Origin of the sequence: Pseudomonas sp. X4 (assembly GCF_040784925.1) — a bacterium.
Taxonomy (GTDB): domain Bacteria; phylum Pseudomonadota; class Gammaproteobacteria; order Pseudomonadales; family Pseudomonadaceae; genus Aquipseudomonas; species Aquipseudomonas putida_Z.
On the sequence record NZ_CP160798.1, the window covers coordinates 1,472,520 to 1,497,495 of the forward strand.

Here is a 24,976-nt window from a genome sequence, read left to right on the forward strand (position 1 = left end):
TAAAAGGATGTCGACCATGCGCCAAGCGCAAGCGCTGCACTTCTCCACCCATGACGGCGTCGAGCTGCACTACCGTCACTGGCCTGCCACCCGTAACCAACACCAGCCACGCCGGGCCGTGGTGATGTTCCACCGCGGCCACGAACACGGCGGGCGCATGGCCCACCTGGCCGATGAGCTGGACATGCCAGGCTACGATTTCTTCGCCTGGGATGCCCGTGGCCACGGCCAGTCGCCGGGCGCGCGCGGCGACAGCCCGGGGTTCGCCACCAGCGTGCGCGACGTGCAGACCTTCATCGAGCACATCCAGGCCCGCCATGGCATTGCCGAACAGGACCTGGTGGTGCTGGCGCAGAGCGTCGGGGCCGTGCTGGTCGCCACCTGGGCCCACGACTACGCGCCGAAGGTGCGCTGCCTGGTGCTGGCCTCGCCAGCGTTCAAGGTCAAACTGTACGTGCCGTTCGCCCGCCCCGGCCTGAAACTGCTGAAGGCCTTGCGCGGCAACTTCTTCGTCAACAGCTACGTCAAGCCTCGCCTGCTCACCCACGACCCCGAACGGGTCATGTCGTATGTGGCCGACCCGCTGATCAGCCGGCCGATTTCGGTAACCATGCTGCTCGGCCTGTACGAAGCCGCCGACCGGGTGGTGGCGGATGCCCAGGCCATCCAGCTGCCGACCCAGCTGCTGGTGTCCGGTGCCGACTTCGTGGTCGAACGCCAGCCGCAGGAACGCTTCTTCGAACGCCTGGGCAGTGCGCGCAAGGAAATGCACATCCTGCCAGGCTTCTTCCACGACACCCTTGGCGAGCGTGATCGGGCCCATGCCTTGCGGCGTATCGAGCGGTTCGTCGAACATTGCTTCGCCAGCCCCGCCGCCCTGCCGTCACTGCTCGATGCCGACAAGACCGGCGCCACCTGCGCCGAGGCCGAAAGCCTGGCCGCACCGCTGCCGCGCAACTCGCCCCGCGACCTTTACTGGCGTGCCACCCGCGCCGGGCTGCACCTGGGCAAGGGGCTGTCCGAAGGTGTGAAGCTGGGTTTCGATACCGGTTTCGATTCGGGCAGTACCCTGGACTACGTGTACCGCAACCAGCCGACCGGCAAAGGCAAGCTCGGCCGCCTGGTCGACCAGAACTACCTCGACGCCATCGGCTGGCGCGGCATCCGCCAGCGCAAGCTGCACGTAGAGGAACTGCTGCGCCTGGCCATCGCCCGCCTGCGCGAACAGCAGCGGCCGGTGCACATCGTCGATATCGCCGCTGGCCATGGCCGCTACATCCTCGAGGCCCTGCAGGAACTCGAACAACTGCCGGACTCGATCCTGCTGCGCGACTACAGCGAACTGAACGTGCAGCAAGGCAGCGCACTGATTGCCGAAAAGGGCCTGGCCGACATCGCCCGCTTCGTCCAGGGCGATGCCTTCGACCGCCAGAGCCTGGCCACCCTGGAACAACCACCGACCCTGGCCGTGGTCTCCGGCCTGTACGAACTGTTCGCCAGCAACCAGTTGGTAGGCAACTCGCTGGCCGGCCTGGCCGATGCGCTGGAAGATGGCGGTTACCTGGTCTACACCGGCCAGCCGTGGCACCCGCAACTGGAAATGATCGCCCGCGCCCTCACCAGCCACCGCGGCGGCGAGGCCTGGGTGATGCGCCGCCGCAGCCAGGCCGAAATGGACCAACTGGTAGAGGCGGCGGGGTTCCGCAAGCTGGCCCAGCGCATCGATGAATGGGGCATTTTCAGCGTCAGCCTGGCACAACGGGTGCGCTGAATGAGCCCATCACGCGAGCCCGGGCTGATCCGCCGGGGCGTATTCTGGCTTCTGCTGCTGGGGCCGCTGTTTTTCCTCAGCTACGGGCTGGCGAACAACCACACGGCCGGGCGCAGTGATGTCGGCAGCCTGGTGTTCGGCTGGGAAAGCCGCATGCCGTTGTGGCCGTGGACGATCATCCCGTACTGGTCGATCGACCTCCTCTACGGCTTGTCCTTCCTGCTGCCGCGTACGCGCCAGGAAATGGACCGGCACGCGCTGGCGCTGCTCACCGCGCAGCTGATCAGCGTCAGCTGCTTCCTGCTCTGGCCGCTGCGCTTCACCTTCGAGCGGCCGGAACTGGGCGGGGTGTTCGGCTGGATGTTCGATGTGCTGATGGGCTTCGACAAGCCGTTCAACCAGGCGCCTTCACTGCATATTGCCCTGCTGGTGATCATCTGGACGATGTTTGCCCGGCACGTGCAGCGCCAGCCCTGGCGTTGGCTGATGCATGGCTGGATGGCACTGATCGGGGTGTCGGTGCTGACCACCTGGCAGCACCATTTCATCGACGTGCCGACCGGGGCATTGGCGGGGTTCGTCTGCGTCTGGTTGTGGCCACATCAAGGGCAACTGCCCTGGCAGCAGGTGCGCCTTGTGCGGGATGCCAAGCGTTGGCGGTTGGCGTTGTTCTATACAGTGGGTGCGCTGCTGTGCGCAGTGCCTGCCATTGCGTTGGGCGGCGCCTGGCTGTGGTTGACCTGGCCGGCCGTGTCGCTGGCTTTGGTGGCGCTGAACTATGGCGTGCTCGGTGCAGGCGGGTTCCAGAAAGGCGCCGATGGGCGCTTGTCGAATGCGGCCAGCTGGCTGCTGGCGCCGTACTTGGTGGGGGCGTGGGTCAACTCGAGGTTGTGGACCTGGCGACACCCGCAGGCGGATGAAGTGTGTGATGGTGTCTACCTTGGGCGGATTCCTGGGTGTGCCGCGCATTTCGCTGCGGTGGTCGATTTGTGCGCAGAGCTACCGTGCATTGTTGGCCGCCCTGTCGCGGACACTTGTGGGAGCGGCCTTGTGTCGCGAAAGGGCTGCGAAGCGGCCCCAGATTTTCAGCTTCGCAGCAGATATTGCTGGGTCCGCTTCGCGGCCCTTTCGCGACACAAGGCCGCTCCCACAGGGTCCGCGTCAGCCGGTCAGGCAGCGCATGGCTACGCATGTTTTCCTACCCTGGACCTGATCGCCCCGGAAAGCCCATTGCTGCACCAGGCCGCCATCGCCATCGAACGCCTGCGCTCCCAAGGCCCGGTGCTGGTCTGTTGCGCCCTGGGCTATTCGCGCAGTGCCAGCGCCGTGGCCGCCTGGCTGGTGCTCACGGGCCGCTGCACTGATGCTCGCCAGGCCGAGGCGCTGATCCGCAAGGCCCGCCCCGGCGTGGTCCTGCACAGCGCACACCGCCAGGCCTTGCAACAGCTAGGGACACAACCATGACGCTGTACGTGGTGGCCAGCCTGCTGGGCCGTGGCAAACAACTGGAACGCCTTTCGGACGGCCTCACCCTGCTGGCCCTGGCCTACGGCCTGGCGCCCTTGCTGGGTGCCCAGTTGCAACTGCTGGCCAGCCTGCTGTGCATTGTGCTGCTGGTACTAGGCGTGCTGCACAAGTACTGGGCCATTCGCGTGGCCCTGGATGCCGAACTGTTCGCCCGCCTCGCCGCCAGCCGCGACCTGGCGGCGGACACCCAGGCCCTGGACCTCGCCCTGTTCGAGCTGAAGCTCAAACCGCAGGCCACCGATTCCCGCGCCTGGCCTGCACGCAGCCAGGCCGCGCTGGCCCTGTTACGCCGCCAGGCAGTGTGCCTGGGCCTGCAGCTGTCGCTGGCCTTGGCTACCCTGCTGACACTGCCTTTGAAGGGATGACTACCGATCCATGCTCGCCAACCTGACTGCCTACCTCATCACGTCCGCCGCCCGCCTGATCACCGGCGCCCGCGCCCTGTGGCTGGGCTGCACGCCGCTGCCGGTGCAACGCCTGTATTTCGCCAACCACAGCAGCCATGGCGACTTCGTACTGCTGTGGGCCTCGCTGCCGCAACCGCTGCGCAAGCGTACCCGTCCGGTAGCCGGCGCCGATTACTGGGCCAAGCCGGGCATTCGCGACTTTCTCATCCGCAAGGTCTTCAATGGTGTGCTGATCAACCGGCAACACAGCGCCGGCCAGGGCAGCCCGTTGCAGCCGATCCTCGAAGCCGTGGCCCAGGGCGACTCGCTGATCTTCTTCCCGGAGGGCACTCGCAATCTCGGCGACGAGCCGCTGATGCCGTTCAGGAGCGGGCTGTACCACCTGGCAGCAGCCAACCCCGAAGTCGAACTGGTGCCGGTATGGATAGCCAACCTCAACCGGGTGATGCCCAAGGGCCGCGCCTTGCCATTGCCGTTGTTGTGCACGTTGAGCTTTGGCGAGCCGCTGCACCTGCAGGCGGATGAAAGCAAGCAAGCCTTTCTCGAGCGGGCCAGCCAGGCCCTGCTGAACCTGGCCCCCAAGGATGCCTGAGATGGACGACAACACCCTTTCCCTGTTCGCCGGCATCGGCGCCCTGCTGCTGCTCGCCAGCGTGATCGGCCGCCTGCTCAAATGGCGCGCCGGCCCGGCACCGCACGCGGTGATCGACAACCTCAACGCCCGCATCAACGCCTGGTGGGTGATGGTACTGGTGATCGGCATCGCCTTCCTGTTCGGCAAGTACGGCGTGATCGTGCTGTTCTACGGCGTATCGTTCTATGCCTTGCGCGAGTTCATGACGCTCACCCCGACCCGGCGCAGCGACTACCCGGCACTGGTGGCGGCGTTCTATGTGGCGCTGCCGGTGCAGTACGTGCTGATCGCCATGGACTGGTACGGGTTGTTCAGCATCTTCATCCCGGTGTACCTGTTCCTGTTGCTGCCGATCCTGGCCAGCTTCGGCGGCGACACCACGCGCTTTCTCGAGCGCGCCTCGAAGGTGCAGTGGGGGCTGATGATCGCGGTGTACTGCGTGTCGTCGGTACCGGCATTGATGACCCTGGACATCCCGGGTTACGAGGGCCGCAACCTGCTGCTGATTGCCTGGCTGATCCTGGTGGTGCAGATCAGCGACGTGCTGCAGTACGTGTGCGGCAAGTTGTTCGGCAAGCACAAGGTAGCGCCCAACCTGTCGCCATCCAAGACCGTCGAAGGCCTGGCCGGTGGCGTGGCACTGGCCACCCTGATCGGCGCCCTGCTGTGCTGGATCACCCCCTTCACCTTCTGGCAGGCCGCACTCATGGCGTTGGCGGTGAACGCCATGGGCTTCTTCGGCGGGTTGGTGATGTCGGCGATCAAGCGCGACCGTGGGGTGAAGGACTGGGGGCACATGATCGAAGGCCACGGCGGCATGCTCGACCGCATGGATTCGGTGTGCTTTGCCGCGCCGGTGTTCTTCCACTTTGTGCGGTATTGGTGGGCGTAGCGAAAGTGAGCCTACCGATCAGTGCGAAAGGGCCAACTCTCGCAGTGCAGCCGACGCCAGAAAACCGGAGCGGGACGCATAGCGATGATCACGCTTCACTTTTTCGTCGATTCGTTGAAGCAGGTTTTCCGGCAGCGTTGCATTGAAGCGAACCGCCTTGCCCAGGTACGGGGTGACATCAAAATCCACAACAGCCCAGACCCCACCTTCATAGTCAGGGTTCGCCACATGGACATCGACTTCCTGTGCCTGCGGCAACGCCTCGTTATCTGCGACCAACCCTTCAAAATGCAGTGCCAGCGCTTCCTGAACATTCTCCAGTGCTTTTGCAACAGTGGCACCGGCGCTGAAGCAACCGGGCACATCGGGTACGGTCACGCCGTAGTCCGAGTCGGCGTCTTTGTGCAATACGACCGGGAATTTCATTGACTACCTCCGTTGATGCTCGTGCTGGCAGTGCCGTTGGCTTGAATCAAGCCAGCCTGCTTCAAGATGCTGCGTACTGTGCCCTTGGGGAGCTCACTCTTGGGATGAGGAACCGTGACTCGCCCCCTTTTTTTCGGGTGCCTGAACTGGTGATGACTACCTTTCACATCAACCTGGTACCAGCCGTCGGCTTCAATAAGCTGGATAACTTCACGACTGCGCATTCATTCTTCCTCGGCAGTCGATGTGTATCATACACACCGAATTGACCAGAACAAAGCGCACTACACACTATGCACACGCGTCGCGACTAGCGGACAGATTGGATGGCAAAGTAAGAACATGCCTTCTGACACGTAGGAAATCAGCAAGTACCATCGGGTACCAATACCCCCCTAGGGTATTGGTGCCGTTGGTCTGCTACTTGAGGTACGACCGCAGCAACGTCGCCACCTTGTCCGCCTCCTCCTGCCGCTCCTCGGCACTCAGCCCGTCCGCCACCAGGTGTTCGCGGATATGCCCTTCCATCACTTCGGCCATCAGCCCGTTCACCGCACCGCGCACGGCGGCGATCTGCTGTAGTATCGCCAGGCAGTCCTTGTCCTGCTCCAGCGCTGTCTCCAGGGCGGCGGCCTGGCCTTTGATCTTGCGCACCCGGGTCAGCAGCTGCTTCTTGCTCTTCAGGGTATGTGCCATTGGGTTTCACACCATGCTAGGTATACTGGGGTATAGTATATTTCTCGACGTTCCGGGAGCATGATAAACCATGGCGACACAAACCTCAGACCGCTGGCAGCACAGCCACCAGTTCCATACCAGCAACCTGGGCGCCGAGCGCAAGACGCGCCTGGCCGTGTGGCTGACCGCGGTGATGATGGTGGCGGAAATTACCGGGGGCTGGTTCTTCAATTCCATGGCGTTGCTGGCCGACGGCTGGCACATGAGCTCCCACGCCCTGGCCCTGGGCCTGTCGCTGCTGGCCTATGCCGCCGCGCGGCGTTATGCCGGCGACCGGCGCTTTGCCTTCGGCACCTGGAAGATCGAGATTCTCGGTGGCTACTCCAGCGCCCTGCTGCTGCTGGGCGTGGCCGGGCTGATGGCATTCCAGTCGGTGGAGCGCCTGCTGGCACCGGGAGCGATCCTCTATGACGAGGCGATCTTCATCGCCGTCGTGGGCCTGGCCGTCAACCTGATCTGCGCCTGGCTGCTGCGTGACGACCATCACCATCACGATCATCACCACCATGGCCACGACCATCACCATGACCATGGCCACCATCACCACGACCTGAACCTGCGCTCGGCCTACCTGCATGTAATGGCCGACGCCGCGACTTCGGTGCTGGCTATCGTCGCCCTGCTGGCCGGCAAGTACTGGGGCGCCGGCTGGCTCGACCCGGTCATGGGCCTGGTCGGTGCGCTGCTGGTGGCGCTGTGGGCCCGCGGGCTGCTGCGCGATACCGGGCGAGTGCTGCTGGATGCGGAGATGGACGCGCCGGTAGTGGAAGAAATCCGCGCGGTGGTCGCGCAGCTGCCGGTGCCGGCCAGTATCACCGACCTGCACGTGTGGCGCGTGGGCAAGGACCAGTACGCCTGCATTCTCGGTCTGGCCGCCCGGGCCGAACTCAGCGCCGACAGCGTGCGCCAGGCCTTGGGCGTACACGAGGAACTGGCGCACATCACCGTCGAGGTCAACCGCCTGGCATAGCGCGACCAGACAGCTGGACGTCGAGCCCAGGCAACTGCGGCTCGGCCGATGGCCCTATGGTGACGAGTCATTCAGTCAGTCACCAGGAGTTGTGCCATGTCCGATTTCATCACCGTCCTGCGCGAAACCTGCCCGACGCCGGTCGTGGACGCCACCAAGTGGAAGCGCATCGGCGGCGATCCGCACACCGTCAACCTCAACGCCTATCTGTCGGCCGACGGCAGCAAGATCATGGGCACCTGGATCTGCACCCCGGGCAAGTTCGAGGTCAACTACGAGAAGTGGGAGTTCTGCCACTTCCTCGATGGCTACTGCATCATCACCCCGGAAGGCGAAGAGCCGAAGCACCTGAAAGCGGGTGATGTGTTCGTGATCGAACCGGGGATGAAAGGCACCTGGGAAGTGGTCGAGACCGTGCGCAAGTACTTTGTCTTCGCTTGATTCATAAGCGGACTTTGCCTGGTCATGTGGGATGCACAATAAATCCCACATGACGCCGCTCAGGTTCAAGCATGATAACCAATGAGTCCGCGAGACGAATAAAATATCCTGCCGCAAGTACAAATAGTAGCCTTTGGCACATCTCCCCTCGACTACGAGCGGTCACTCTTCAAAGGTTTCACACCCTTCTGAGAAAGACAAACGACTCTGTAATTTACTTTGTCTCGTGAGGTACGACTTTCGATAGACCTCAGGAACTTTTCCGGGTCTGCCATATTCAGTTCTCTCAAGGTAGCGGTATCCAAATCCCACCACTCGCTGTCCATGAGCCTGGCAATGATGTCTTCAGCATGTCGATACTTGATGACTTTGGCCGGATTCCCACCGACGATCGCATACGGCGGCACATCACGCGACACCAAAGCCTTGGTCGCGATGATGGCTCCGGTCCCGACCTTCACGCCTGCAAGGACAGTGGCTCCGGCGCCAATCCATACGTCGTGACCTATCTGGGCAAGCGCTTCATCAGCTCGGTACTCCAGATTTCCTCCATCTTCATACTGAAATGGATGGGTACTTACCCAGGAGGATGGGTGTGAGTGTTTCTCTTGACCAATGACACAATCGGAGCCAATGGAGCAGAATCGACCTATGGAAGATACAAATGAAAGATGGGTACCACTTCTAATATAGGTGTAAGCACCAATTCCGACTTGGGAAGACCGGATTTTTATATGGCCGAGCTGAACATATTCCTCTAGATCAGCACTGGCATATTTACTGAATGTTGATGGCCCGGCAGCAATCTTACCCCCATGAGACCTGACTAGTCGTTTGTAACGAGCGGCTTTGATTGACTCTATTATTTTGAACATGAAGATGGCTCGGGCTTCGCTATCTGGAAACTATAGCAAATTGACATCTTGGGTTGAAGATGCTTGTTGCCTGCGCAAATGTAAGTAAATCCATCACAACACGCGGAATAAATCTGGCCGCCCGGCGGCAAAAAAAAATCGCGGATCAGACGCCCTTCCCTCTGGTGCGCAGTTACAGAGGGAAGGCCGCCTGGCCCGCGATGAAGTCCTCGCTCGTCAATCTTTCTTGCGGTAACCCTCGACGATCGCCGAGAAGTCCTTGCCACCCTCGCCGCGCAGGCTCATGGCCTGGTACAGCTGCTGGGCCACGGCCCCCAGGATCACCGGTTGATGCGCCTGGCGTGCAGCCTCGGTGGCCAGCCCCAGGTCCTTGAGCATCAGCTCGGCGCCAAAGCCACCGGTATAGCCACGCGATGCCGGCGCGGTTTCGATGATGCCCGGCCACGGGTTGTAGGTGTCCGAGCTCCAGCAACGCCCGGTCGAACTGTTGATGATGCCGGCCAGCACCTTGGTGTCGATGCCCAGCGCATTGCCCAGAGCCATGGCCTCGGACACGCCGATCATCGAGATGCCCAGCAGCAGGTTGTTGCAGATCTTGGCGATCTGCCCTGTGCCCACTTCACCGCAGTGCACGATGTTGCGGCCCATCTGCTCCAGTACCGGCTTGAGGGTGGCGAACAGCTCGGTGCTGGCACCGACCATGAAGGTCAGGGTGCCTGCCGCCGCGCCGCCGGTACCACCGGACACCGGCGCATCGCCCATGTCCACGCCCTTGGCCGCTGCGGCCTTGGACACATCACGCGCAGTCTGTGGGTCGATGGTGCTGCAATCCACGGTCGGCGTGCCGGGGCGAATGCCGGCCAGCACGCCATCTTCATTCAGGTACACGCTGCGCACATGGGTAGCAGCCGGCAGCATGGTGATCACCAGCTCGCTGTTGGCCGCCGCGTCCTTGGGCGAGGGGCTGATCTGCCCGCCCAGTTCTGCCAGCTCGGCCAGCACGGCCTTGTTCAGATCGAACAGGTTCAGTTGGTGCCCGGCCTTGATCAGGTTGCGGGCCATGGGTGCGCCCATGTTGCCGAGCCCGATGAATGCGATACGCATGACTCTCTCCTTAGCGCAGGCTGATGGTGGTGTTCACACCGTCGTTGACGCTGTCATCATCGAACCAGCGGGCGGTGACGGTCTTGGTCTGAGTGTAGAACTGCACCACTTGCTTGCCGTACGGGCCGAGGTCGCCGAGCTTGGAGCCACGCGAGCCGGTGAAGCTGAAGAACGGTACCGGGACCGGGATCGGGATGTTGATGCCGACCTGGCCGATGTCGATTTCGCTCTGGAACTTGCGCGCTGCCGCGCCGCTCTGGGTGAACAGGCCGGTGCCGTTGCCGAACGGGTTGGCGTTGACCAGGGCGATGGCCTCGTCGAGGGTATCGACTTCCAGGGTCACCAGCACGGGGCCGAAGATTTCCTGGGTGTACACCTGCATGTCGGTCTTCACGCCCGAGAACAGGGTCGGGCCGATGAAGTTGCCTTGCTCGTAACCCGGCACCGTGACGTCACGGCCGTCGAGTTCCAGCTTGGCGCCTTCCTTGATGCCGCTTTCGATCAGGCCCAGCACACGCTCCTTGGCGCGCTTGGAAACCACCGGGCCCACATCGGTGCCTGGCTCGCAACCGGCATTTACCTTGAGCTTGCTGGCCGCGTCCTTGATATCCGGCAGCCATTCGCGGGCCTTGCCCACCAACACCGCCACCGAGGTGGCCATGCAGCGCTGGCCTGCTGCACCAAAGGCGGCACCGACCAGGGCGTTGACGGTTTGCGTGCGGTTGGCATCGGGCAGCACCACCGCGTGGTTCTTGGCGCCCATCATCGACTGCACGCGCTTGCCGTGCTGGCTGCCCAGGTTGTACACGTGGGTGCCCACTTCGGTGGAGCCGACGAAGGAAATCGCCTTGATGTCCTGGTGGGTGCAAATGGCATCCACCACTTGCTTGCCGCCATGCACCACGTTGAGCACGCCAGCCGGTATGCCGGCTTCCAGCGCCAGTTCGACCAGCAGCATGGTCGACAGCGGGTCTTGCTCGGACGGCTTGAGCACGAAGGTGTTGCCGCAGACGATGGCCATCGGGAACATCCACAGCGGGATCATCGCCGGGAAGTTGAACGGGGTGATGCCGGCGCACACGCCGATCGGCTGGCGCAGGGTATAGGTATCGACGCCGCCGGCAACGTTCTCGGCGAATTCGCCCATCTGCAGGGTGCCGATGGAGGCGGCGTGCTCGACCACTTCCAGGCCGCGGAAGATATCACCTTCGGCGTCGGCCAGGGTCTTGCCCTGCTCGGCACTGAGGACTTGGGCGATGCGTTTGGTGTTTTCGCGGATCAGCGCCTGCAGCTTGAGCATGATGCGCATGCGCGCACCGATCGGCGTGTTACGCCAGGTCTGGAAGGCACGTTGGGCAGCGGCCACGGCCGCGTCGACTTCTTCGACGGTGGCGAACGGTACGCGCGCCAGTACCTCTTGGGTGGCCGGGTTGACGATGTCGCGCCATTCGGTGGTCGTGGACTCGACCCATTGGCCGTCGATCAGCAGCTTGACCTGCTCGATTTTGGTCTGGTTAGGGGATTGCGGTGCGTTCATCTGCGTTCTCCTTGGAATTATTGTCGGGACGAGATCGCCAGCGCCGTGCAAACGCGAGGTGGCGTCCTGAGGCTTGTTTCGAGTATAGATGTGCAAACATCCAACAAGAACGCACAAAAAAACCGGATCATCATGCAAAAAGACCTCACATCCCTGAGCGCGCTCAACTGGGACGACCTGAAGTTCTTCCTGGAAGTGGCGCGTACGCGCAAGGCCAGCAGCGCCGCCAAACGCCTGAGCGTGGACTACACCACTGTGTCGCGGCGCATCAGCTCGCTGGAGGGGGCGCTGGGCACCTTGCTGTTCGAGAAATCCCGAACCAACGGCTTTGTCCTCACCGCCGAGGGCCAGCGCCTGCTGGGCTATGCCGAGTCGATCGAGAGCACGCTGCACATGGCCTGCGAGCAGGTGTCCGGGTCGGGTGTGGCGTTGTCGGGGCATGTGCGCATGGGCTGCACCGAAGGCTTCGGCAGCTTCTTCGTCACCCCGCAGCTAAGCCACTTCGTCGATGCCTACCCGGCGATTTCGGTGGATATCCTGCCGCTGCCGCACTTCATCAGCCTGTCCAAGCGCGAGGCGGACATCGTCATCGCCCTGGAGCGGCCGGAGCATGGGCCTTATGTGTGCTGCAAGCTGTGCGACTACCGCTTGCGGCTGTACGCGACCCAGGGCTACCTGGACAGCCATGCACCGATCAAGCAGATCGCGGACCTGGCCAGGCACCCGTTCATCAGCTACGTGGACGACCTGGCGTTCAGTTCGGAGCTACTGTACCTGGCCAACCTGATCCCCAGCGCCAGCGCGCATTTGCGCAGTACCAGCGTGATTGCGCAGTACACGGCAGCGTTGCAGGGGCGTGGGCTGGCGATCTTGCCGTGCTTCCTGGCGGCGCAGGACCCGCGGCTGGTGACAGTGTTGCCGGAGGAGATCGAGGTGACACGGCAGTTCTGGATGTATTGCCGGGAGGATTTGCGCAAGTTGAAGCGGATTACCCTGCTCTGGGATTACATTCGCGGGGTGACGGAGGCGAATGCGCCGCTGTTGATGGGTGAGACCCGGGAGATGCGGTTTGCTCAGGAATGATGGGGCGGCTTCGCAGCCCATCGCCGGCAAGCCAGCTCCCACGGGTGCAGCGTTGATCTCGAGGTTGTCGCTGTACCTGTAGGAGCGGCCTTGTGTCGCGAAAGGGCTGCAGAGCAGCCCCGGTAATTTGTGCATCTGCGCTGAAACCCCGGGGGTAACACAGATAATGTGGGAGCGGGTTTACCCGCGAAGCAGACAACTCGGTGCATGGCACCGGCTTCGCCGGTGTTCGCGGGTGAACCCGCTCCCACAGGGATATCTGATAGCCCGTAGGCTGTGGTCAGTAGGAAGCCACCACAATGGACACCCGCCGGTTCTCGGTACGCCCGGCGCTGGTGCGGTTGTTCGCCACCGGCTGGCTGCTGCCCAGCCCGCGGGACTGGATGTTCTGCGCCGGCATGCCTACCCCGACCAGCGCCCTGGCCACACTCTGCGCCCTGCGCTCGGACAGCTGCTGGTTATACGCCGCCTTGCCGGATGAGTCGGCATGCCCATCCACCCGCACACCTTGGATGCCAACGCCGAGCAGCGCCTTGCCAATGCGCTCGACAATCGCCTGGCTCTGGCTGTTGAGGCTGTCCAGGTCGCTGCCGAACAGCACCTTGCCGGACAAATCGTAGGCCCAGCCTTCGTCGGTCGGGGTAAAGCCTTCACGCTTGAGCACGGCAATCTGCTCGGCGGTCAGGCCTTTGGGCGGAGCGCTCTGGCAGCCGGTCAGCGCCAGCACGGCGAGCAACAAGGCCCAAAGGGGGAAACGCAAAGCCTGTATCACGGGTTCAACTCCTGTTCTTGATTTCGCTGGCGGACCGTTCCGTCTGCGCCGCTTGCCAATGACCACGGCGTTTGCGCTTGGCCTGGTACATCGCCGCATCGGCGGCATTCAGAAGACTGGCAGGGTCAGCGCCGTCATCCGGGTAATAGGCAATACCGACACTCAACGAGGTGGCGATACTGCGGCCACTGTCCAGCTGCACCGGCAACTTCATGCTGGCAACGATCTTCTCGGCAATGTGCTCGGCGTCCTGGCGCGAATGCAAAGGCGTCAGCAGCACGGCGAACTCGTCGCCACCCAAACGCGCCACCAGGTCGTGCTCGCGCAGTTGGGCACGCACGCGGTCGGCCACGCTGATCAGCACTTCGTCGCCCACCGCATGGCCAAGGGTGTCGTTGATCTGCTTGAAGTGGTCGCTGTCGAGAAACAGCAACGCCAGGTGATCTTGCTGCCGTTCTGCATTGCGCACACTGCGGCTCAGGCGCCCCTCGAAGAATGCGCGGTTGGGCAGGCCGGTCAGGCTATCGTGGCTGGCCTGGTGGGCCAGGGTCTGGTTTTCGCTCTGCAGGTGGCTTTGCCACAACTCCAGTTCGTCCAGCAGGGCGTTGAAGTCATTGCTCAGCTCGTTGAGCTCGGCAATCGGCGCTTCCGGCACGCGCCGGTCGAAACTGCGCTCGCGGCGGGCGGCGTGGGCGACACTGGCCAGGCCACGCAGCGGGCGGACGATATCGCTGAGCAGACGCCGCGACAGGTATTGGGCAGCCAGGGCGCTGAGCACCGTGCAGAACAGGATGCCGGCCAGCCCGCTGAACAGGAACAGCAACAGGCTACGCCCCTGGCCAACCAGCTCGATGCGCCCGACCTGCTGTTGCTGGTGCGTGATCGGCAGGTTGATCGGCTCATCCAGCAAGGCGGTGGCCACCTGCGCCTCCAGCCGCGCGAGCACGCCGGTATCGCTGCGCTGCCAATGCGCCAGCTGCTCCCCTTCGTTGTTGAAGACCCTGGCTTCGGCCACTTCCTCGGTACTGGCAATCAGCGCCAGCGACTCATTGGCCGCAGCGCTGTCGTCAAACACCACCGCCGCTTCCACGGTGTAGCTGATCGAGCGGGCGATCAGGTGCAGGTTGTCGTTGGCGTAGACACGCAGGGCGAGCACGCCCAGCAGGGTCAGGGATATGCCGGCCAGGCCCACGGCGAGCAAGGCGACGCTGAGATGGCCACGGCCCAGCACCGAGCGCAGGGTCGGGCGCACGCCGCGCTTGCGGGTTGGTTTCATGGTTGCACCGCCCGGCGCCGCGACAATTGCAGCACGCTGGGGTGAATGCGCACGCCGGAGCGTGCCACCGAGTCCAGGTTGACTTCAAAGGCTACCTGCTGGTCGCTGACCCGCAAGCAGAACAGGCTGCCGACCGTGCACGGGTCGTCCGCCTCGCTGATGCTCAGCACCGGGTGGCCACTGACGCGCTCGAACAGCCGGTCGCGTTGGCCCTGGTCGAGTTTGCCAATGTAGATGGCGTCGCATGCCTGGGCGACCTGGCTATCGTCTGCCAGTAGTCGCCGCACTTGCAGCGGTCGGCCGGACTCCTGCACATGGCCTTTGATCAGGTCATCGGCGTATTCGGTCGGGCCGACCAGGCACAGGCGCAAGGGCGAGGGTTCGACGGGCCAGCGGGCGTAACTGAAGATGCCCAGCACCACCTGGGTGACGGCCTTGGCACGTTGCTGCGCCTGGGCGGCAGTTATGGCGGGGTCTGCCTGGGCCGGGCCTGCGGAAAGGAACAGGGCGGCCAGCAATAGCGAAAGCACACAGCTCGTCACTCGCCTTGCGGCCACTTTCATGTGGGAAATCTCTTAAGGTCCTTTCCGATATCGGCGCAACGATAGCACATGGCCGCATCAATGTAGGTACGAGCAGCTTTGTGCATGGGGATTGATGGCCCCATCGCCGGCAAGCCAGCTCCCACAAGGACTCCACAGCCCTTGCAAGCTGCGCTGCACCTGTGGGAGCTGGCTTGCCGGCGATAGGGCCTTATCGGTCCTACACCTGCTCCAGCATCAACCCGGAAATTCGCCGTACCTTGCGCGCCACCGCCTCTTCGAAAATACCCTGGCGGGGCTCGACCAGGCTGAAGCAGTGCTTGGCGCGGGTGATGCCGGTGTATACCAGTTCCTTGGTCAGCACCGGGTTGAGCGCATCCGGCAGCACCAGCGCGGTGTGGCTGAACTCCGAGCCCTGGGACTTGTGCACGGTCATGGCGAATACCGTTTCCACTTCGTTCAGCCGGCTGGGCAGGACGAAGCGTACGCCGCCGCTGCCGTCGTTACGCGGGAAGGCCACGCGCAACAGGGCTTCGCCGCGCTCGTCCGGCAGGCGCAGGGCGATGCCGATGTCACCGTTCATCAGGCCCAGGCCGTAATCGTTGCGGGTTACCAGCACCGGGCGCCCTTCGTACCAGGGCTGCTGGCTGTCGATCAGCCCGGCATTGTGCAGCACCCGTGCCACCCGCTCGTTGAGGCCTTCGACACCCCAGGCGCCGCGGCGTACCGCACACAGCAGCTGGAAGTCCTCGAAGCTGTGCAGCACCTTGCCCGCCCATTGCTCCCACGCGGGGTCGTCAACGGCGGTATCGAGTGCAGGGCGGAAGCGGCCAAGGGTGCGCAGGTAGCTGCGATAACCCTGCGGGCCGTCGCTGCCGCGGTTCAGGCCGTCGAGCAGCAGGCGGTCGAAGGCGCGGTCCTGTTCCTGCTTCAGGGCCAGGCTGTGCACATCGGGCGGCGGCGCGGCCAGCAGGTTGCGCGCCGCATGGGCGTCCTGGCGGTTGACCAGCCGGGCCAACTGGCCAATGCCGCTGCCTTCGCCGAAACGCCGCGAGAAGCGCAGCATCACCACCTGCTGGGCCAACGGGTTGCGTTGCTCATCGCCGGCCTTGAGGCCGCTGCCCGCCAGCGACTCGCCACCGGTCTGCTCCAGCCATGCCTCGGTCGCCGGCGAGTAACAGCCCTCCTCGGCATCCCGGCACAGGTCACCCAGTACCGCACCGGCTTCGACCGAGGCCAGCTGGTCCTTGTCGCCCAGCAGTACCAGACGTGCCCGTGGCGGCAGGGCATCGAGCAGGTTGGCCATCATCTCAAGGTCGATCATCGACGCTTCGTCGACCACCAGCACGTCCAACGGCAGCGGGTTGCCGGCATGGTGGCGGAAGTGCCGCGAACCGGGGCGGCTGCCGAGCAGGCGGTGCACGGTGCTGACCTCGGTGGGGATCTGCCCGCGCACCTCGGCGCTGACCTGCAGGCGCTCGACCTGTTGGCCAATGGATTCGGTCAGGCGCGCGGCCGCCTTGCCTGTCGGCGCGGCCAGGCGAATGCGCAATGGCCTGCCCTGCTCTACCGCCGGCGCCTGCAGCAAGGCCAGCAGGCGCACCACGGTAGTCGTCTTACCCGTGCCGGGGCCGCCGGTGATGATGCTGAAGCCTGCGCGGGTGGCCAGGGCGCAGGCGAGCTTCTGCCAGTCCACCTGGCCTGCCGGCGCACCACCGTCGAACAGCTGCGCCAGACGGCCAGGCAGGTCGGCCGGAGGCGCTTCGGCCTGGGTCAGGCGCTGGCGAAGGGTATGGTCGATGCGCCGCTCGTAACTCCAGTAACGGCGCAAGTACAAACGCTCGCCGCTTAGCACCAGAGGCCGCGCTTGCTGGCCCGGGGTATCCCCGGCGGCCACCAGCGGGCTGGAGGTAATGCGCTGGCGCCAGGCGTGCAGGTCGAGGTTGGCCAGCAACTGCGAGGGCAGCAGCAAAGGGCCGGTCAAGGCGTCACCTTCAGGCGGCAACGACAGGGCGAAATCGGGCTCGGCCAGGGTTTGCTGCAGGTCGAGGCAGACATGGCCGTGGCCCAGTTGGTGGCTGGCCAGGGCGGCGGCCAGCAACAGCAGGGGGTCGCTACCGGGTGCTCGCTCCTCCAGGAACGATACGAACGCACGGTCCAGGGCGCGCAGCCAGCCCCGCTCTACCCAGCGGTCGAGCAGTTGCAGCAGGTCACCGCTGTCATGCTGTGGCGCCAGTGCGAGCAGGTGCTCGGCGTGCAGCGGGGTGGGCAACAGATCGACTAGGCTTCGGCTCATATCACGGCTCCGGCAAACAGGTCCTGCTGTACGGGCGGATGCTCACCACGGAACAGCGCATCGAGGCTTTCGATCAGCTCACGCGGTGGCTTGGCGTGGTAAACGCCGTGGCCGCTGCTGCTGGCACCTCGCAGGAAGATGAACAGGGCGCCGCCGACATGGCGGTCGTAGTCGTAGTCAGGCAGGCGGGCGCGCAACTGGCGATGCAGGGCCAGCAGGTACAGCACGTACTGCAGGTCGTAGCGATGCTCGAGGATGGCCTTTTCCATGGCCTGGGCATCGTAGGCCTGGATATCCGGGCCCAGCCAGTTGGACTTGTAGTCGGTCACGTAGTAACGCCCGTCCAGCTCGAAGGCCAGGTCGATGAAACCTTTGAACATGCCATTGAGCACGGTCGGCTGCGCCGCCGGGCGTGCCAGGCCGGGGTGGGTGTGGCGTGCCACCAGGCGGTCGAGTTGTTCGGCATCGACCTGGTGGCTGGCGAACCAGAACTCCATTTCGATCTGGTAGTGGCGCAGCTGCCCGAGCGTCACACCGAGGTCGCTGCCCGGCAACGGCAGCGCTTCGCCCAGCAGGCGCTGCAGCCAATGCGTCAGGGTGGGGATCCAGCCGGTCCAGTCGCGACGGTTGCAGCGCTGGCCAACGGTTCGCTCGATCAGCCGTGCATTGCCGCTGACCTGGCTGAAGCCCTCGCGGCCAACCCATTCCAGCAAGCCATGCAGGAAGGTGCCGGGGTTGGGCCCGCGCGGGAAGCGGTGAATATCGCCACTGTCGGCCGGGACCTCGCGCAGCACCTGGGTATCGACCACTTCATCATCCAGTAACTGCTGGGCCTGGGAGCTGTCGGCACCGAGGGTCTGGTCGCCGACGCGCAGGGCACTGTACGAGGCAATCCACCAATGCTCGGCGCCCGCCGCGCGGCGCGGTTTGCGGGCAGGTAGCAGCTCATGCTCGGCGTGCGGCATGCGATATACCTGCTCGTCTGCCGGCGGCAGGCTCGGGCAAGAGATGTGCGGGCAGGTCTTGGCCAAGGCCTGCAACCAGTCCGTCAGTTGCTGCGAGCCCGGCAGGGCGAGGCCGCCACCCAGCAGGTAGCCGAACGCCGAGCGGTGCAGTTGCGAGCTCTTCTGGTTGCCCCGCTTGAGGTCGGCGACACCCAGCCAGCAGGCATGCTGGGCGCGGGTCAGGGCCACGTAGAGCAGACGCAGGTCTTCGGCCAGGCGCTCGTCGTCGGCGCGGTCGATCTGTTCCTGGTCTGGTGTGAGGGTGAGATGGGCGTTGCCCTGGCTGTCATGCCAGGCCAGCGGCAGGCGGCTGCCGTCCACTGGTTTGCTGGTGCAGATGAACGGCAGGTAGACCAAGGGGTATTCCAGGCCCTTGGATTTGTGGATGGTCACCACTTTCACCAGCTGCTCGTCACTCTCCAGGCGCAGGATCTGCTCTTCACCAGCCTGGCCGGAACTGGCCAGGTGCTCGGCCAGGTGGCGGATCAGCGCCTGCTCGCCGTCCAGTTCGCCGGCGGCTTGTTGCAACAGCTCGGCCAAGTGCAGCAGGTTGGTCAGCACCCGTTCGCCATCGCTGCGGCGGATCAGCGTGCGCGGCAGCTGGAAGTCATGCAGCAGGTGCCGCAGCATCGGCAACACGCCCTGGCGCTGCCAGGTGTCGCGGTAACGGCGAAAACGCATGACCCAGTCTTCCCAGACCCGCTCGTCCTGGTTCAGGCGGTCCAGCGCAGCCAGCGACAGATCGAGGGTAAGGCTGGCAAGGGCAGCCTTGAGCAGGCGCTCCGAGTCGGGTTCGGCGCAGGCCTTTAGCCAGGCCAACAGGTCGTGGGCTTCCTGGGCGGCGAATACCGAGTCCTTGTCGGACAGGTACACACTTCGCACCTCGCGCGCGGCAAGCTCGGCGCGGACCATCTGCGCTTCATGGCCATCGCGCACCAGGATGGCGATGTCCGATGGCAGGCACGGGCGCAGTTCGCCCTCGGCATTCTGGAAACCAGCCGTGCCTTGCTGGCCGCCATTGAGCAAGGCGACGATATGGCTGGCGCAACTGGCTGCCAGCTGCTGCCGGTAAACGCTGCCGGAGACCGGCTCTTCGCTTTCCAGATGCCAGCATTGAAGGGCTGCGCAGGCTTCACCGTCGATCAACAGCTGCTCGCCACGGCCTTTGGCGCGGACCTCGATGAACGGCAGCGGGTTGTCATCGGCCTCGCGGAACAGGAATGCGCCACGCCCTGCCTCACGCGCCTCGGCCTGCAGGAACACCTGGTTGACCGCCGCGACCATGGCCTTGCTGGAGCGGTAGTTGGTGTCCAGGCTGTGCAGGCGCCCACTCGTGGCACGGCGGGCGGCAAGGTAGGTGTAGATATCGGCGCCACGGAAGGCATAAATCGCCTGCTTGGGGTCGCCGATCATGAACAGGCCGGTTTCGGCGCGGTTTTCGCTGATCTGGTAGATGCGCTCGAAGATGCCGTACTGCACCGGGTCGGTGTCCTGGAACTCGTCGATCAACGCCACCGGGAACTGTTCGCGGATCAGGCTGGCCAAGCGCTCGCCGGCCTCGCTGGCAAGGGCGTGCTGCAGGCGCAGGAGCATGTCGTCGAAACCCATTTCCGCACGCCGACGCTTCTCCACTTCGAAGCGTGCCGATACCCAGTTGGCGGCATGCTCGAGCAATGGGGCATCCGGGCTGTCCAGGGCTTGGAGCTGTTGCTGCAAGCTCTGCATGGCATTGAGGGCCGGGTGCTCGGGTGGCTCGCCCTTCCAGGCTTCGGCCATTCCCGCCGGGGTCAGGCGGGTAAAGCCGGTGCCCAGGTCGAGCTCCACCAGTTGTTCGTCTGCCGCCCAAGAACAGAGCTTGTCGAACCAGGGCTCGAAGTAACGGGCCTGCATCTTGCGGCCATCGACCTGTTTGGCGGCCAGCGCATCACGGCAGATCTGGCGCAACTCCTCGGCCCATTGCGCCCAAGGCGCCTTGAGCCGGGCCAACTGCTCGCCACGCTGCTGCAGCGATGCCTGGATCAGTGCCGCCGGCTCGGGCCCGTCGTGCTGGGTGCGCACGCGACCGAACAGTGGGCGGATCCGCGGCAGCAAGGCGTCGGGGCTGCCCCAGTGGCCACGCACCCAGGCCAGCGCGTCGCCTTGCATGCCGTAGCAAAAGCGCCGCCAGTAGTCGCGCATGACCTGACCCAGCAGTTCGCTGTGGTCGGTTTCCAGGGTCTGGGTGAACAGGCTGCCGCTGTCGAAGGCATGTTCGCGCAGCATGCGCTGGCACCAGCCGTGGATGGTCGATACCGCGGCCTCGTCCATCCACTGCACGGCGATTTCCAGGCGCCCGGCACAGCGTGGCCAGGCTTCTTCCGGATAGTCGTCACGCAGCTGGTGCAGCAGCGGGTCGGCCGCCTCCAGCTCGCCACGGAAGAACCGCGCAGCTTCGGCCAGGCGGGCGCGGATACGTTCGCGCAGCTCTTTGGTGGCGGCGTCGGTGAAGGTCACCACGAGGATCTGCGGTGGTAGCAGCTCGCGGTCGAAGCCCTGCTCGCCACCGTGACCGAGGATCAGGCGCAGGTACAGCGCCGAAATGGTGAAGGTCTTGCCCGTGCCGGCGCTTGCCTCGATCAGCTGGCTGCCATGCAGGGGGAAACTCAGTGCCAGGGGGCGGTCCTGGGTCATGCGCCTTTCTCCGGGTTGCCCAGGGTCTGCCACGGGGCGTTGAACAATGGGCGGTACAAGGCTTCGCACCAGCCTTCGAAGGTTTCATCGGCGGTGAGCGCGGCAAAGTCGCGGAACTGCCGGGCCAGGGCGATGCTTTCACTGCGCTCGCCGAAGCTGGTGCGCTCGTCGCCTTCGTAGGCGCGGGCAGCAGCAGCCAGGGCTTTGTCGCTATCGTCCTGGGCCAGCCAGGCGAACGCGGTCTTGGCCGCGACCGGCAACGGCGCATTCATCGCCGCCTGGCGGGCTACCAGCAAGTCGCCCAGCAATTGCGCCGCCTGCTCTTGCGGCAGTGGCGCAAGCAGCAGGGTCAGGTCGCTGGCCACCAGCGCGCTGTTATAGGGGTAGCCCGCCGCGCAGGCCGCCAGGTGCGTGACCCAGGGCGCGATCAGGCGGTGCCACTTGAGGGCGTTACGCCCGGCACTGATGGTGTTGGGTACGGTGGTGATGCTGAGCAGGCTCTGGTCATCCGCCTGGAACACCCGCCCCAGCCAGCCTTCGAGGCGATGCTGGCCGTGCTCGAAATGAACTGGCAATGCCCCCTCGACCAGCTGCGGCCAGCGTTGCAATAGCTGGCGGTGGCGTAGCAGCAGGTCTGGCAGGGGCTCGATCAGCTCGCGCTGCAGCAGTTCGCCGAAGCCGGCCAGTGGCAGCACGCCACAGGCCTGCAAGCGCCGGGCCTGGGCCTGCACGGCCTGTTCGGCATTGTCCGGCTCGGCCAGCGCTGCACCCAGCAGGCTTTCACTGGCGCCGTACCGTTGCAGGGTATCGAGGACGAAGGGTTCCTCGTCCGGGGTCGGTGCTTCCAGCGCTTCGAAGTAGACTTTCAGACGCTGGCTGAAGAAGTGCCGCACCGGGTGGCGCAGGAAGTCATTCAGCAGGGTCAGGCTCAAGGCCTCATCGTCATGGTATGGCGGCAGGCCGGGGTCAGCCTGCTGGTCCTCCTGGCCCTGCTGGTGCAACACCTGCCATTCGTGGGCAAAGCTGAACAGCGGGCTGCCCTTCTGGAAGTAGCGTGGGCTGAACGGTTGCAGCGGGTGCTCCTGGGTCAGTGCGTGCAGCAGTTGCTCGCCCGGTTCTGCTGGCTGCCCCTGCTCCGCGCCTGCCAGCTGCCAGCCAGCTGCAAGGTGATCGCGCAACTGGCCGATCAGTACCGAGGCCGGGCGTTCGCTGTTGTCGCGGATGCTGCGCCCGACCCAGCTGACATACAGTTGGTCGCGGGCCGACAACAATGCTTCGAGCAGCAGGTAGCGGTCATCCTCACGGCGCGAGCGGTCACCGGGGCGGTAGTCGCTGGCCATCAGGTCGAAGTCCAGCGGCTGCTGGGCGCGGGGGTAATCGCCATCGTTCATGCCCAGCAGGCAGACCACCCGGAACGGGATGGCGCGCATCGGCATGAGGGTACAGAAGTTCACCGAGCCGGCGAGGAAGCGCTGGGACAACTTGCCCTGGTCGAGGCCCGACAGCCAGGCTTCGCGCACTACGGTCAGCGGCAATGGGTCTTGCAGGCCGACGGCCTCGCACACTTCAAGCCAGCTATCACGCAGATCCTGCAACTGCATCAGCAGGAACTCGTCGTGCTCGCCCTCGGCCAGGAAAAACACTTGCAGCAAGGCATGCAGACGCTCGCCCCACTGGCTGACAGTGGCAGGCTCGGACAGGGCCTGGCCGGCCACTTCGAGGGCGTCCAGCAAGGCGACCAGCGGGCCGATCAGTGCCGCATCCAGGCCACCGATTTCATCGTAGGGTTCGATGCCGTCACAGGCCTCACCTACGCCTACGGCATAACCCAGCAGCATGCGCCGCAGGCCGAACCGCCAGCTGTTCTGTTCCAGCCCGGCGGGCAAGCCCAGGCTGGCCCGCTGCTCGGCATTGAGGCCCCAGCGGATGCCGGCCCCCTCGATCCAGCGGTGCAGCGTGGGCAGGTCGTTTTCGCGTATGCCGAAACGGGCGCGGACTGCCGGCACATCCAGCAGGTCGAGCACTTCGCTGACCGCGAAGCGGCTATCCGGTAGCTTGAGCAGGTGTTCGAGGGCAATCAGCAAGGGTTCGCGGCCACGCTGGCCCTGGTCGGTCAGGGTGAACGGGATGTAGCGCGGATCGTTGCGCTGCAACTGGCCGAATACGGCGCGAATATGCGGCGCATAGGTATCGATGGCCGGCAGCATGACGATCACGTCACGTGGGCGCAGGGTTGGGTCGGCGCTGAACCGGGCCAGTAACTGATCGTGGAGGATCTCCACTTCACGTTGCGGGCTGTGGGCGATGTGGAAGCGGATCGAGCGGTCCTTCGCCGGGTCGACTGGATGCCACTGCTCGCGGGTTTCTGCGAGCGGACGCAGTTCGAGGATGTCGTCCTGCAACTGGTTGAGCAGCGTGGTGGGCGAGCCGTCACTGAACAGGTCGATGCGACCGTCGCTGAACACGCCCTGGTAACTGCCGGGGTCATCGTAGCTGTCGAGCAGGTTGATGTAGTCGCGGCCTTGTTTGCCCCAGGCGGCCAGCAAAGGGTGGGCATGCTGGTGCAGCGACTGGTCGTCCAGTTGCAAGGGCATGCCCTGCTTGCGTTGCTGACGCTTGTACTGGTGGCGCAGCAGGTCCTTGTCGGCAACGATATCGGCCCAGTGGTGGCGGCAGGGGTTGTGCACGCACAGCAGCACCTGGCTGAAGCGTGCCAGGCCGGCCAGTGCCTCGAGGGCCTGGGCTGGCAGCGAGGAGATACCGAATACGATCACCCGGGCCGGCAGACCGGCAGGTGCCTGCTCCAGGCTGTTGATCCGTTCGATGAAGCGTTGATGTACGCCGGCACGGCTCTGCGCCATGCCCTGCTCGCCAACATCCTCCAGCAATGCACGCCACAACTCGGCCTGCCAGCGGTTGCCCGGGGGCAGCGCCTTGCGCTCACCGCGAGCGGTGTTGAGGATGTGCTCGCCAGCAGCCCAGTCCTTGAGCCAGTCGGCGCGGTAGACCTGATACTGGTCGAACAGGTCGGCCAGGCGCTCGGCGAGCTGATAGCGCTTGCGCAGGTCGCTGTCGTCGGTGAGGAAGCGTCGCAACGGCTCGAAATGCGGGCGTTCGATCAAGGCCGGGAGCAGACGCATCAGACGCCAGGTCAGCGGTGCCTTGTCGAGCAGGGAGACTTCGGGAATTTCGTCACGGCCCAGCACGCTGCGGTACAGCTGCCACATGAAGCTGCCTGGCAGTTGCACGTCGATGGCGGCGGCGATGCCACAACCACCCTCGTCATCGTCCTGAGGGTCTTCGGCAAGCGCCAGTTTGAGCCATTGGGCGATGCCATTGCTTTGCACCAGGGCGATTTCGTTTTCCAGAGGTGCCAAGGGATAGCGACGCATCCAGCTCACCACCAGGCTGCGCAGGTCGTCGAGGCGGTTGCCGTGGACGATCATGAAGCCGGGGTGGAGGTGGGTGGTGTTGGGCATCGGGAGGTCTCTGGCTGGTGCTGGGGGCTGAGGGGAAACGATATCACGTAGGTACGATGCGGAGAGTATGGCGCAGTGCCATTAGCCGATTGACAAGGCATCGGTGGAACCCTGTTAGCGGCCTTGCGCCGTCCCTGTGGGAGCGGCTTTAGCCGCGAAGCAAGCGACGCGGTGGATGGCACCGGCTATGCCGGTGTTCGCGGGTGAACCCGCTCCCACAGAGGAGGGTTGTGCAGGTCTGGGATTTATTGACCAGAAAGACAAAACCCCTACCTGCATGTGCAGATAGGGGTTTTGCGAAATGAATCTTGACGATGACCTACTCTCACATGGGGAAACCCCACACTACCATCGGCGATGCATCGTTTCACTGCTGAGTTCGGGATGGGATCAGGTGGTTCCAATGCTCTATGGTCGTCAAGAAATTCTGTTGCCAGAATGTCCAGATGGACAGCCCAGCGAATTCGGATATGCGATATTTGTGATGTTGCGAACTTTCGGTTCTTTCGTCTTCACCACCACAATTTGGCTT

Annotated in this window: 20 protein-coding genes and 1 rRNA gene; 8 read left to right on the forward strand and 13 right to left on the reverse strand. The window is 64.3% G+C overall.

The genetic code is table 11. The features are described from left to right. Positions 1-16 precede the first annotated feature (16 nt). The 5 genes from ABX298_RS06455 to ABX298_RS06475 are packed head-to-tail and all read left to right on the forward strand — an operon-like array spanning position 17 to position 5,231. A complete protein-coding gene (locus tag ABX298_RS06455; RefSeq protein ID WP_367394194.1) occupies positions 17-1,771 on the forward strand; it encodes a bifunctional alpha/beta hydrolase/class I SAM-dependent methyltransferase in 1,755 nt (584 codons plus the stop codon). Next, positions 1,772-3,235: a phosphatase PAP2/dual specificity phosphatase family protein gene (locus tag ABX298_RS06460; protein WP_367394195.1), complete on the forward strand. Its 1,464-nt coding sequence runs from the start codon at positions 1,772-1,774 to the stop codon at positions 3,233-3,235. Beyond that, positions 3,232-3,663: a hypothetical protein gene (locus ABX298_RS06465; protein ID WP_317409285.1), complete on the forward strand. Its 432-nt coding sequence runs from the start codon at positions 3,232-3,234 to the stop codon at positions 3,661-3,663. Before ABX298_RS06460 ends, ABX298_RS06465 begins: the two co-directional genes overlap by 4 nt. Before the next feature lie 10 nt (positions 3,664-3,673). Beyond that, positions 3,674-4,297, forward strand: coding sequence for a lysophospholipid acyltransferase family protein (locus tag ABX298_RS06470; RefSeq protein WP_025340660.1), 624 nt, complete (start codon positions 3,674-3,676; stop codon positions 4,295-4,297). 1 nt (position 4,298) lies between these two features. Further along, entirely contained in the window at positions 4,299-5,231 is a 933-nt protein-coding gene (locus tag ABX298_RS06475) for a phosphatidate cytidylyltransferase (protein WP_015271818.1), read from the forward strand. An 18-nt stretch (positions 5,232-5,249) separates the two neighbouring features. Here ABX298_RS06475 and ABX298_RS06480 read toward each other — a convergent pair whose 3' ends face one another. The 3 genes from ABX298_RS06480 to ABX298_RS06490 form a co-directional block, all read right to left on the reverse strand. Then, positions 5,250-5,657 (reverse strand): type II toxin-antitoxin system HicB family antitoxin, encoded by a 408-nt coding sequence (locus ABX298_RS06480; protein WP_003258416.1) that lies wholly within the window; start codon positions 5,655-5,657, stop codon positions 5,250-5,252. Then, complete coding sequence (locus ABX298_RS06485; protein WP_075046392.1) at positions 5,654-5,881, reverse strand: type II toxin-antitoxin system HicA family toxin; 228 nt, start codon at positions 5,879-5,881, stop codon at positions 5,654-5,656. Before ABX298_RS06485 ends, ABX298_RS06480 begins: the two co-directional genes overlap by 4 nt. 196 nt (positions 5,882-6,077) lie before the next feature. After that, positions 6,078-6,353: a metal/formaldehyde-sensitive transcriptional repressor gene (locus tag ABX298_RS06490; RefSeq protein WP_075046393.1), complete on the reverse strand. Its 276-nt coding sequence runs from the start codon at positions 6,351-6,353 to the stop codon at positions 6,078-6,080. 70 nt (positions 6,354-6,423) lie between these two features. On the opposite strand from ABX298_RS06490, the gene dmeF reads away from it, so the two are divergent. Next, on the forward strand, positions 6,424-7,365 hold the full coding sequence (dmeF, locus tag ABX298_RS06495) for a CDF family Co(II)/Ni(II) efflux transporter DmeF (protein ID WP_075046394.1): 942 nt from the start codon (positions 6,424-6,426) through the stop codon (positions 7,363-7,365). 96 nt (positions 7,366-7,461) lie between these two features. Next, entirely contained in the window at positions 7,462-7,806 is a 345-nt protein-coding gene (locus tag ABX298_RS06500) for a cupin domain-containing protein (RefSeq protein ID WP_003258412.1), read from the forward strand. Positions 7,807-7,958: 152 nt separating this feature from the next. On the opposite strand, the gene ABX298_RS06505 is transcribed toward ABX298_RS06500, so the two are convergent. The 3 genes from ABX298_RS06505 to ABX298_RS06515 all read right to left on the reverse strand — a co-directional run bounded on the left by ABX298_RS06505 (position 7,959) and on the right by ABX298_RS06515 (position 11,322). Further along, positions 7,959-8,681 carry a CatB-related O-acetyltransferase gene (locus ABX298_RS06505; protein WP_075046395.1) on the reverse strand — a complete coding sequence of 241 codons (723 nt, stop codon included), beginning with the start codon at positions 8,679-8,681 and terminating at the stop codon, positions 7,959-7,961. A 216-nt stretch (positions 8,682-8,897) separates the two neighbouring features. Next, a complete protein-coding gene (gene mmsB, locus ABX298_RS06510; protein ID WP_075046396.1) occupies positions 8,898-9,785 on the reverse strand; it encodes a 3-hydroxyisobutyrate dehydrogenase in 888 nt (295 codons plus the stop codon). Between the two features lie 10 nt (positions 9,786-9,795). Continuing rightward, positions 9,796-11,322: a CoA-acylating methylmalonate-semialdehyde dehydrogenase gene (locus ABX298_RS06515; protein ID WP_075046397.1), complete on the reverse strand. Its 1,527-nt coding sequence runs from the start codon at positions 11,320-11,322 to the stop codon at positions 9,796-9,798. A 132-nt stretch (positions 11,323-11,454) separates the two neighbouring features. Between ABX298_RS06515 and ABX298_RS06520 the strand changes: the two genes are divergently transcribed. Beyond that, positions 11,455-12,405, forward strand: coding sequence for a LysR family transcriptional regulator (locus ABX298_RS06520; protein ID WP_075046398.1), 951 nt, complete (start codon positions 11,455-11,457; stop codon positions 12,403-12,405). Positions 12,406-12,685: 280 nt separating this feature from the next. Here the strand turns inward: ABX298_RS06520 and ABX298_RS06525 are convergent, their stop codons facing one another. From ABX298_RS06525 to rrf, 7 genes are all read right to left on the reverse strand, one after another. Further along, the gene (locus ABX298_RS06525) at positions 12,686-13,177 is read right to left on the reverse strand and encodes an OmpA family protein (RefSeq protein ID WP_075046399.1); all 492 of its coding nucleotides are present in this window, start codon (positions 13,175-13,177) and stop codon (positions 12,686-12,688) included. A gap of 4 nt (positions 13,178-13,181) precedes the next feature. Further along, a complete protein-coding gene (locus tag ABX298_RS06530; protein ID WP_075046400.1) occupies positions 13,182-14,453 on the reverse strand; it encodes a diguanylate cyclase in 1,272 nt (423 codons plus the stop codon). Next, positions 14,450-15,016 carry a YfiR family protein gene (locus ABX298_RS06535; RefSeq protein WP_075046401.1) on the reverse strand — a complete coding sequence of 189 codons (567 nt, stop codon included), beginning with the start codon at positions 15,014-15,016 and terminating at the stop codon, positions 14,450-14,452. The genes ABX298_RS06530 and ABX298_RS06535 overlap by 4 nt, the downstream gene beginning before the upstream one ends. 199 nt (positions 15,017-15,215) lie before the next feature. Then, a complete protein-coding gene (gene recD, locus ABX298_RS06540) occupies positions 15,216-17,291 on the reverse strand; it encodes an exodeoxyribonuclease V subunit alpha (protein WP_367394196.1) in 2,076 nt (691 codons plus the stop codon). Further along, the gene (gene recB, locus ABX298_RS06545; RefSeq protein ID WP_367394197.1) at positions 17,288-20,965 is read right to left on the reverse strand and encodes an exodeoxyribonuclease V subunit beta; all 3,678 of its coding nucleotides are present in this window, start codon (positions 20,963-20,965) and stop codon (positions 17,288-17,290) included. The genes recD and recB overlap by 4 nt, the downstream gene beginning before the upstream one ends. Further along, on the reverse strand, positions 20,962-24,444 hold the full coding sequence (gene recC / locus ABX298_RS06550; protein ID WP_367394198.1) for an exodeoxyribonuclease V subunit gamma: 3,483 nt from the start codon (positions 24,442-24,444) through the stop codon (positions 20,962-20,964). Before recC ends, recB begins: the two co-directional genes overlap by 4 nt. Positions 24,445-24,750: 306 nt before the next feature. After that, positions 24,751-24,866, reverse strand: a 5S ribosomal RNA gene (gene rrf / locus ABX298_RS06555). Between the last annotated feature and the right edge of the window lie 110 nt (positions 24,867-24,976).

What these genes read in the sequence shown, in the direction of transcription:
- recB (WP_367394197.1), bottom strand. Translation starts at nt 20,965, where the DNA reads ATGACCCAGGACCGCCCCCTGGCACTGAGTTTCCCCCTGCATGGCAGC.
- ABX298_RS06470 (WP_025340660.1), top strand. Translation starts at nt 3,674, where the DNA reads ATGCTCGCCAACCTGACTGCCTACCTCATCACGTCCGCCGCCCGCCTG.
- ABX298_RS06520 (WP_075046398.1), top strand. Translation starts at nt 11,455, where the DNA reads ATGCAAAAAGACCTCACATCCCTGAGCGCGCTCAACTGGGACGACCTG.
- mmsB (WP_075046396.1), bottom strand. Translation starts at nt 9,785, where the DNA reads ATGCGTATCGCATTCATCGGGCTCGGCAACATGGGCGCACCCATGGCC.
- ABX298_RS06490 (WP_075046393.1), bottom strand. Translation starts at nt 6,353, where the DNA reads ATGGCACATACCCTGAAGAGCAAGAAGCAGCTGCTGACCCGGGTGCGC.
- dmeF (WP_075046394.1), top strand. Translation starts at nt 6,424, where the DNA reads ATGGCGACACAAACCTCAGACCGCTGGCAGCACAGCCACCAGTTCCAT.
- ABX298_RS06500 (WP_003258412.1), top strand. Translation starts at nt 7,462, where the DNA reads ATGTCCGATTTCATCACCGTCCTGCGCGAAACCTGCCCGACGCCGGTC.
- ABX298_RS06460 (WP_367394195.1), top strand. Translation starts at nt 1,772, where the DNA reads ATGAGCCCATCACGCGAGCCCGGGCTGATCCGCCGGGGCGTATTCTGG.
- ABX298_RS06485 (WP_075046392.1), bottom strand. Translation starts at nt 5,881, where the DNA reads ATGCGCAGTCGTGAAGTTATCCAGCTTATTGAAGCCGACGGCTGGTAC.
- ABX298_RS06505 (WP_075046395.1), bottom strand. Translation starts at nt 8,681, where the DNA reads ATGTTCAAAATAATAGAGTCAATCAAAGCCGCTCGTTACAAACGACTA.
- ABX298_RS06465 (WP_317409285.1), top strand. Translation starts at nt 3,232, where the DNA reads ATGACGCTGTACGTGGTGGCCAGCCTGCTGGGCCGTGGCAAACAACTG.
- ABX298_RS06475 (WP_015271818.1), top strand. Translation starts at nt 4,299, where the DNA reads ATGGACGACAACACCCTTTCCCTGTTCGCCGGCATCGGCGCCCTGCTG.
- ABX298_RS06530 (WP_075046400.1), bottom strand. Translation starts at nt 14,453, where the DNA reads ATGAAACCAACCCGCAAGCGCGGCGTGCGCCCGACCCTGCGCTCGGTG.
- ABX298_RS06455 (WP_367394194.1), top strand. Translation starts at nt 17, where the DNA reads ATGCGCCAAGCGCAAGCGCTGCACTTCTCCACCCATGACGGCGTCGAG.
- recD (WP_367394196.1), bottom strand. Translation starts at nt 17,291, where the DNA reads ATGAGCCGAAGCCTAGTCGATCTGTTGCCCACCCCGCTGCACGCCGAG.
- recC (WP_367394198.1), bottom strand. Translation starts at nt 24,444, where the DNA reads ATGCCCAACACCACCCACCTCCACCCCGGCTTCATGATCGTCCACGGC.
- ABX298_RS06515 (WP_075046397.1), bottom strand. Translation starts at nt 11,322, where the DNA reads ATGAACGCACCGCAATCCCCTAACCAGACCAAAATCGAGCAGGTCAAG.
- ABX298_RS06480 (WP_003258416.1), bottom strand. Translation starts at nt 5,657, where the DNA reads ATGAAATTCCCGGTCGTATTGCACAAAGACGCCGACTCGGACTACGGC.
- ABX298_RS06535 (WP_075046401.1), bottom strand. Translation starts at nt 15,016, where the DNA reads ATGAAAGTGGCCGCAAGGCGAGTGACGAGCTGTGTGCTTTCGCTATTG.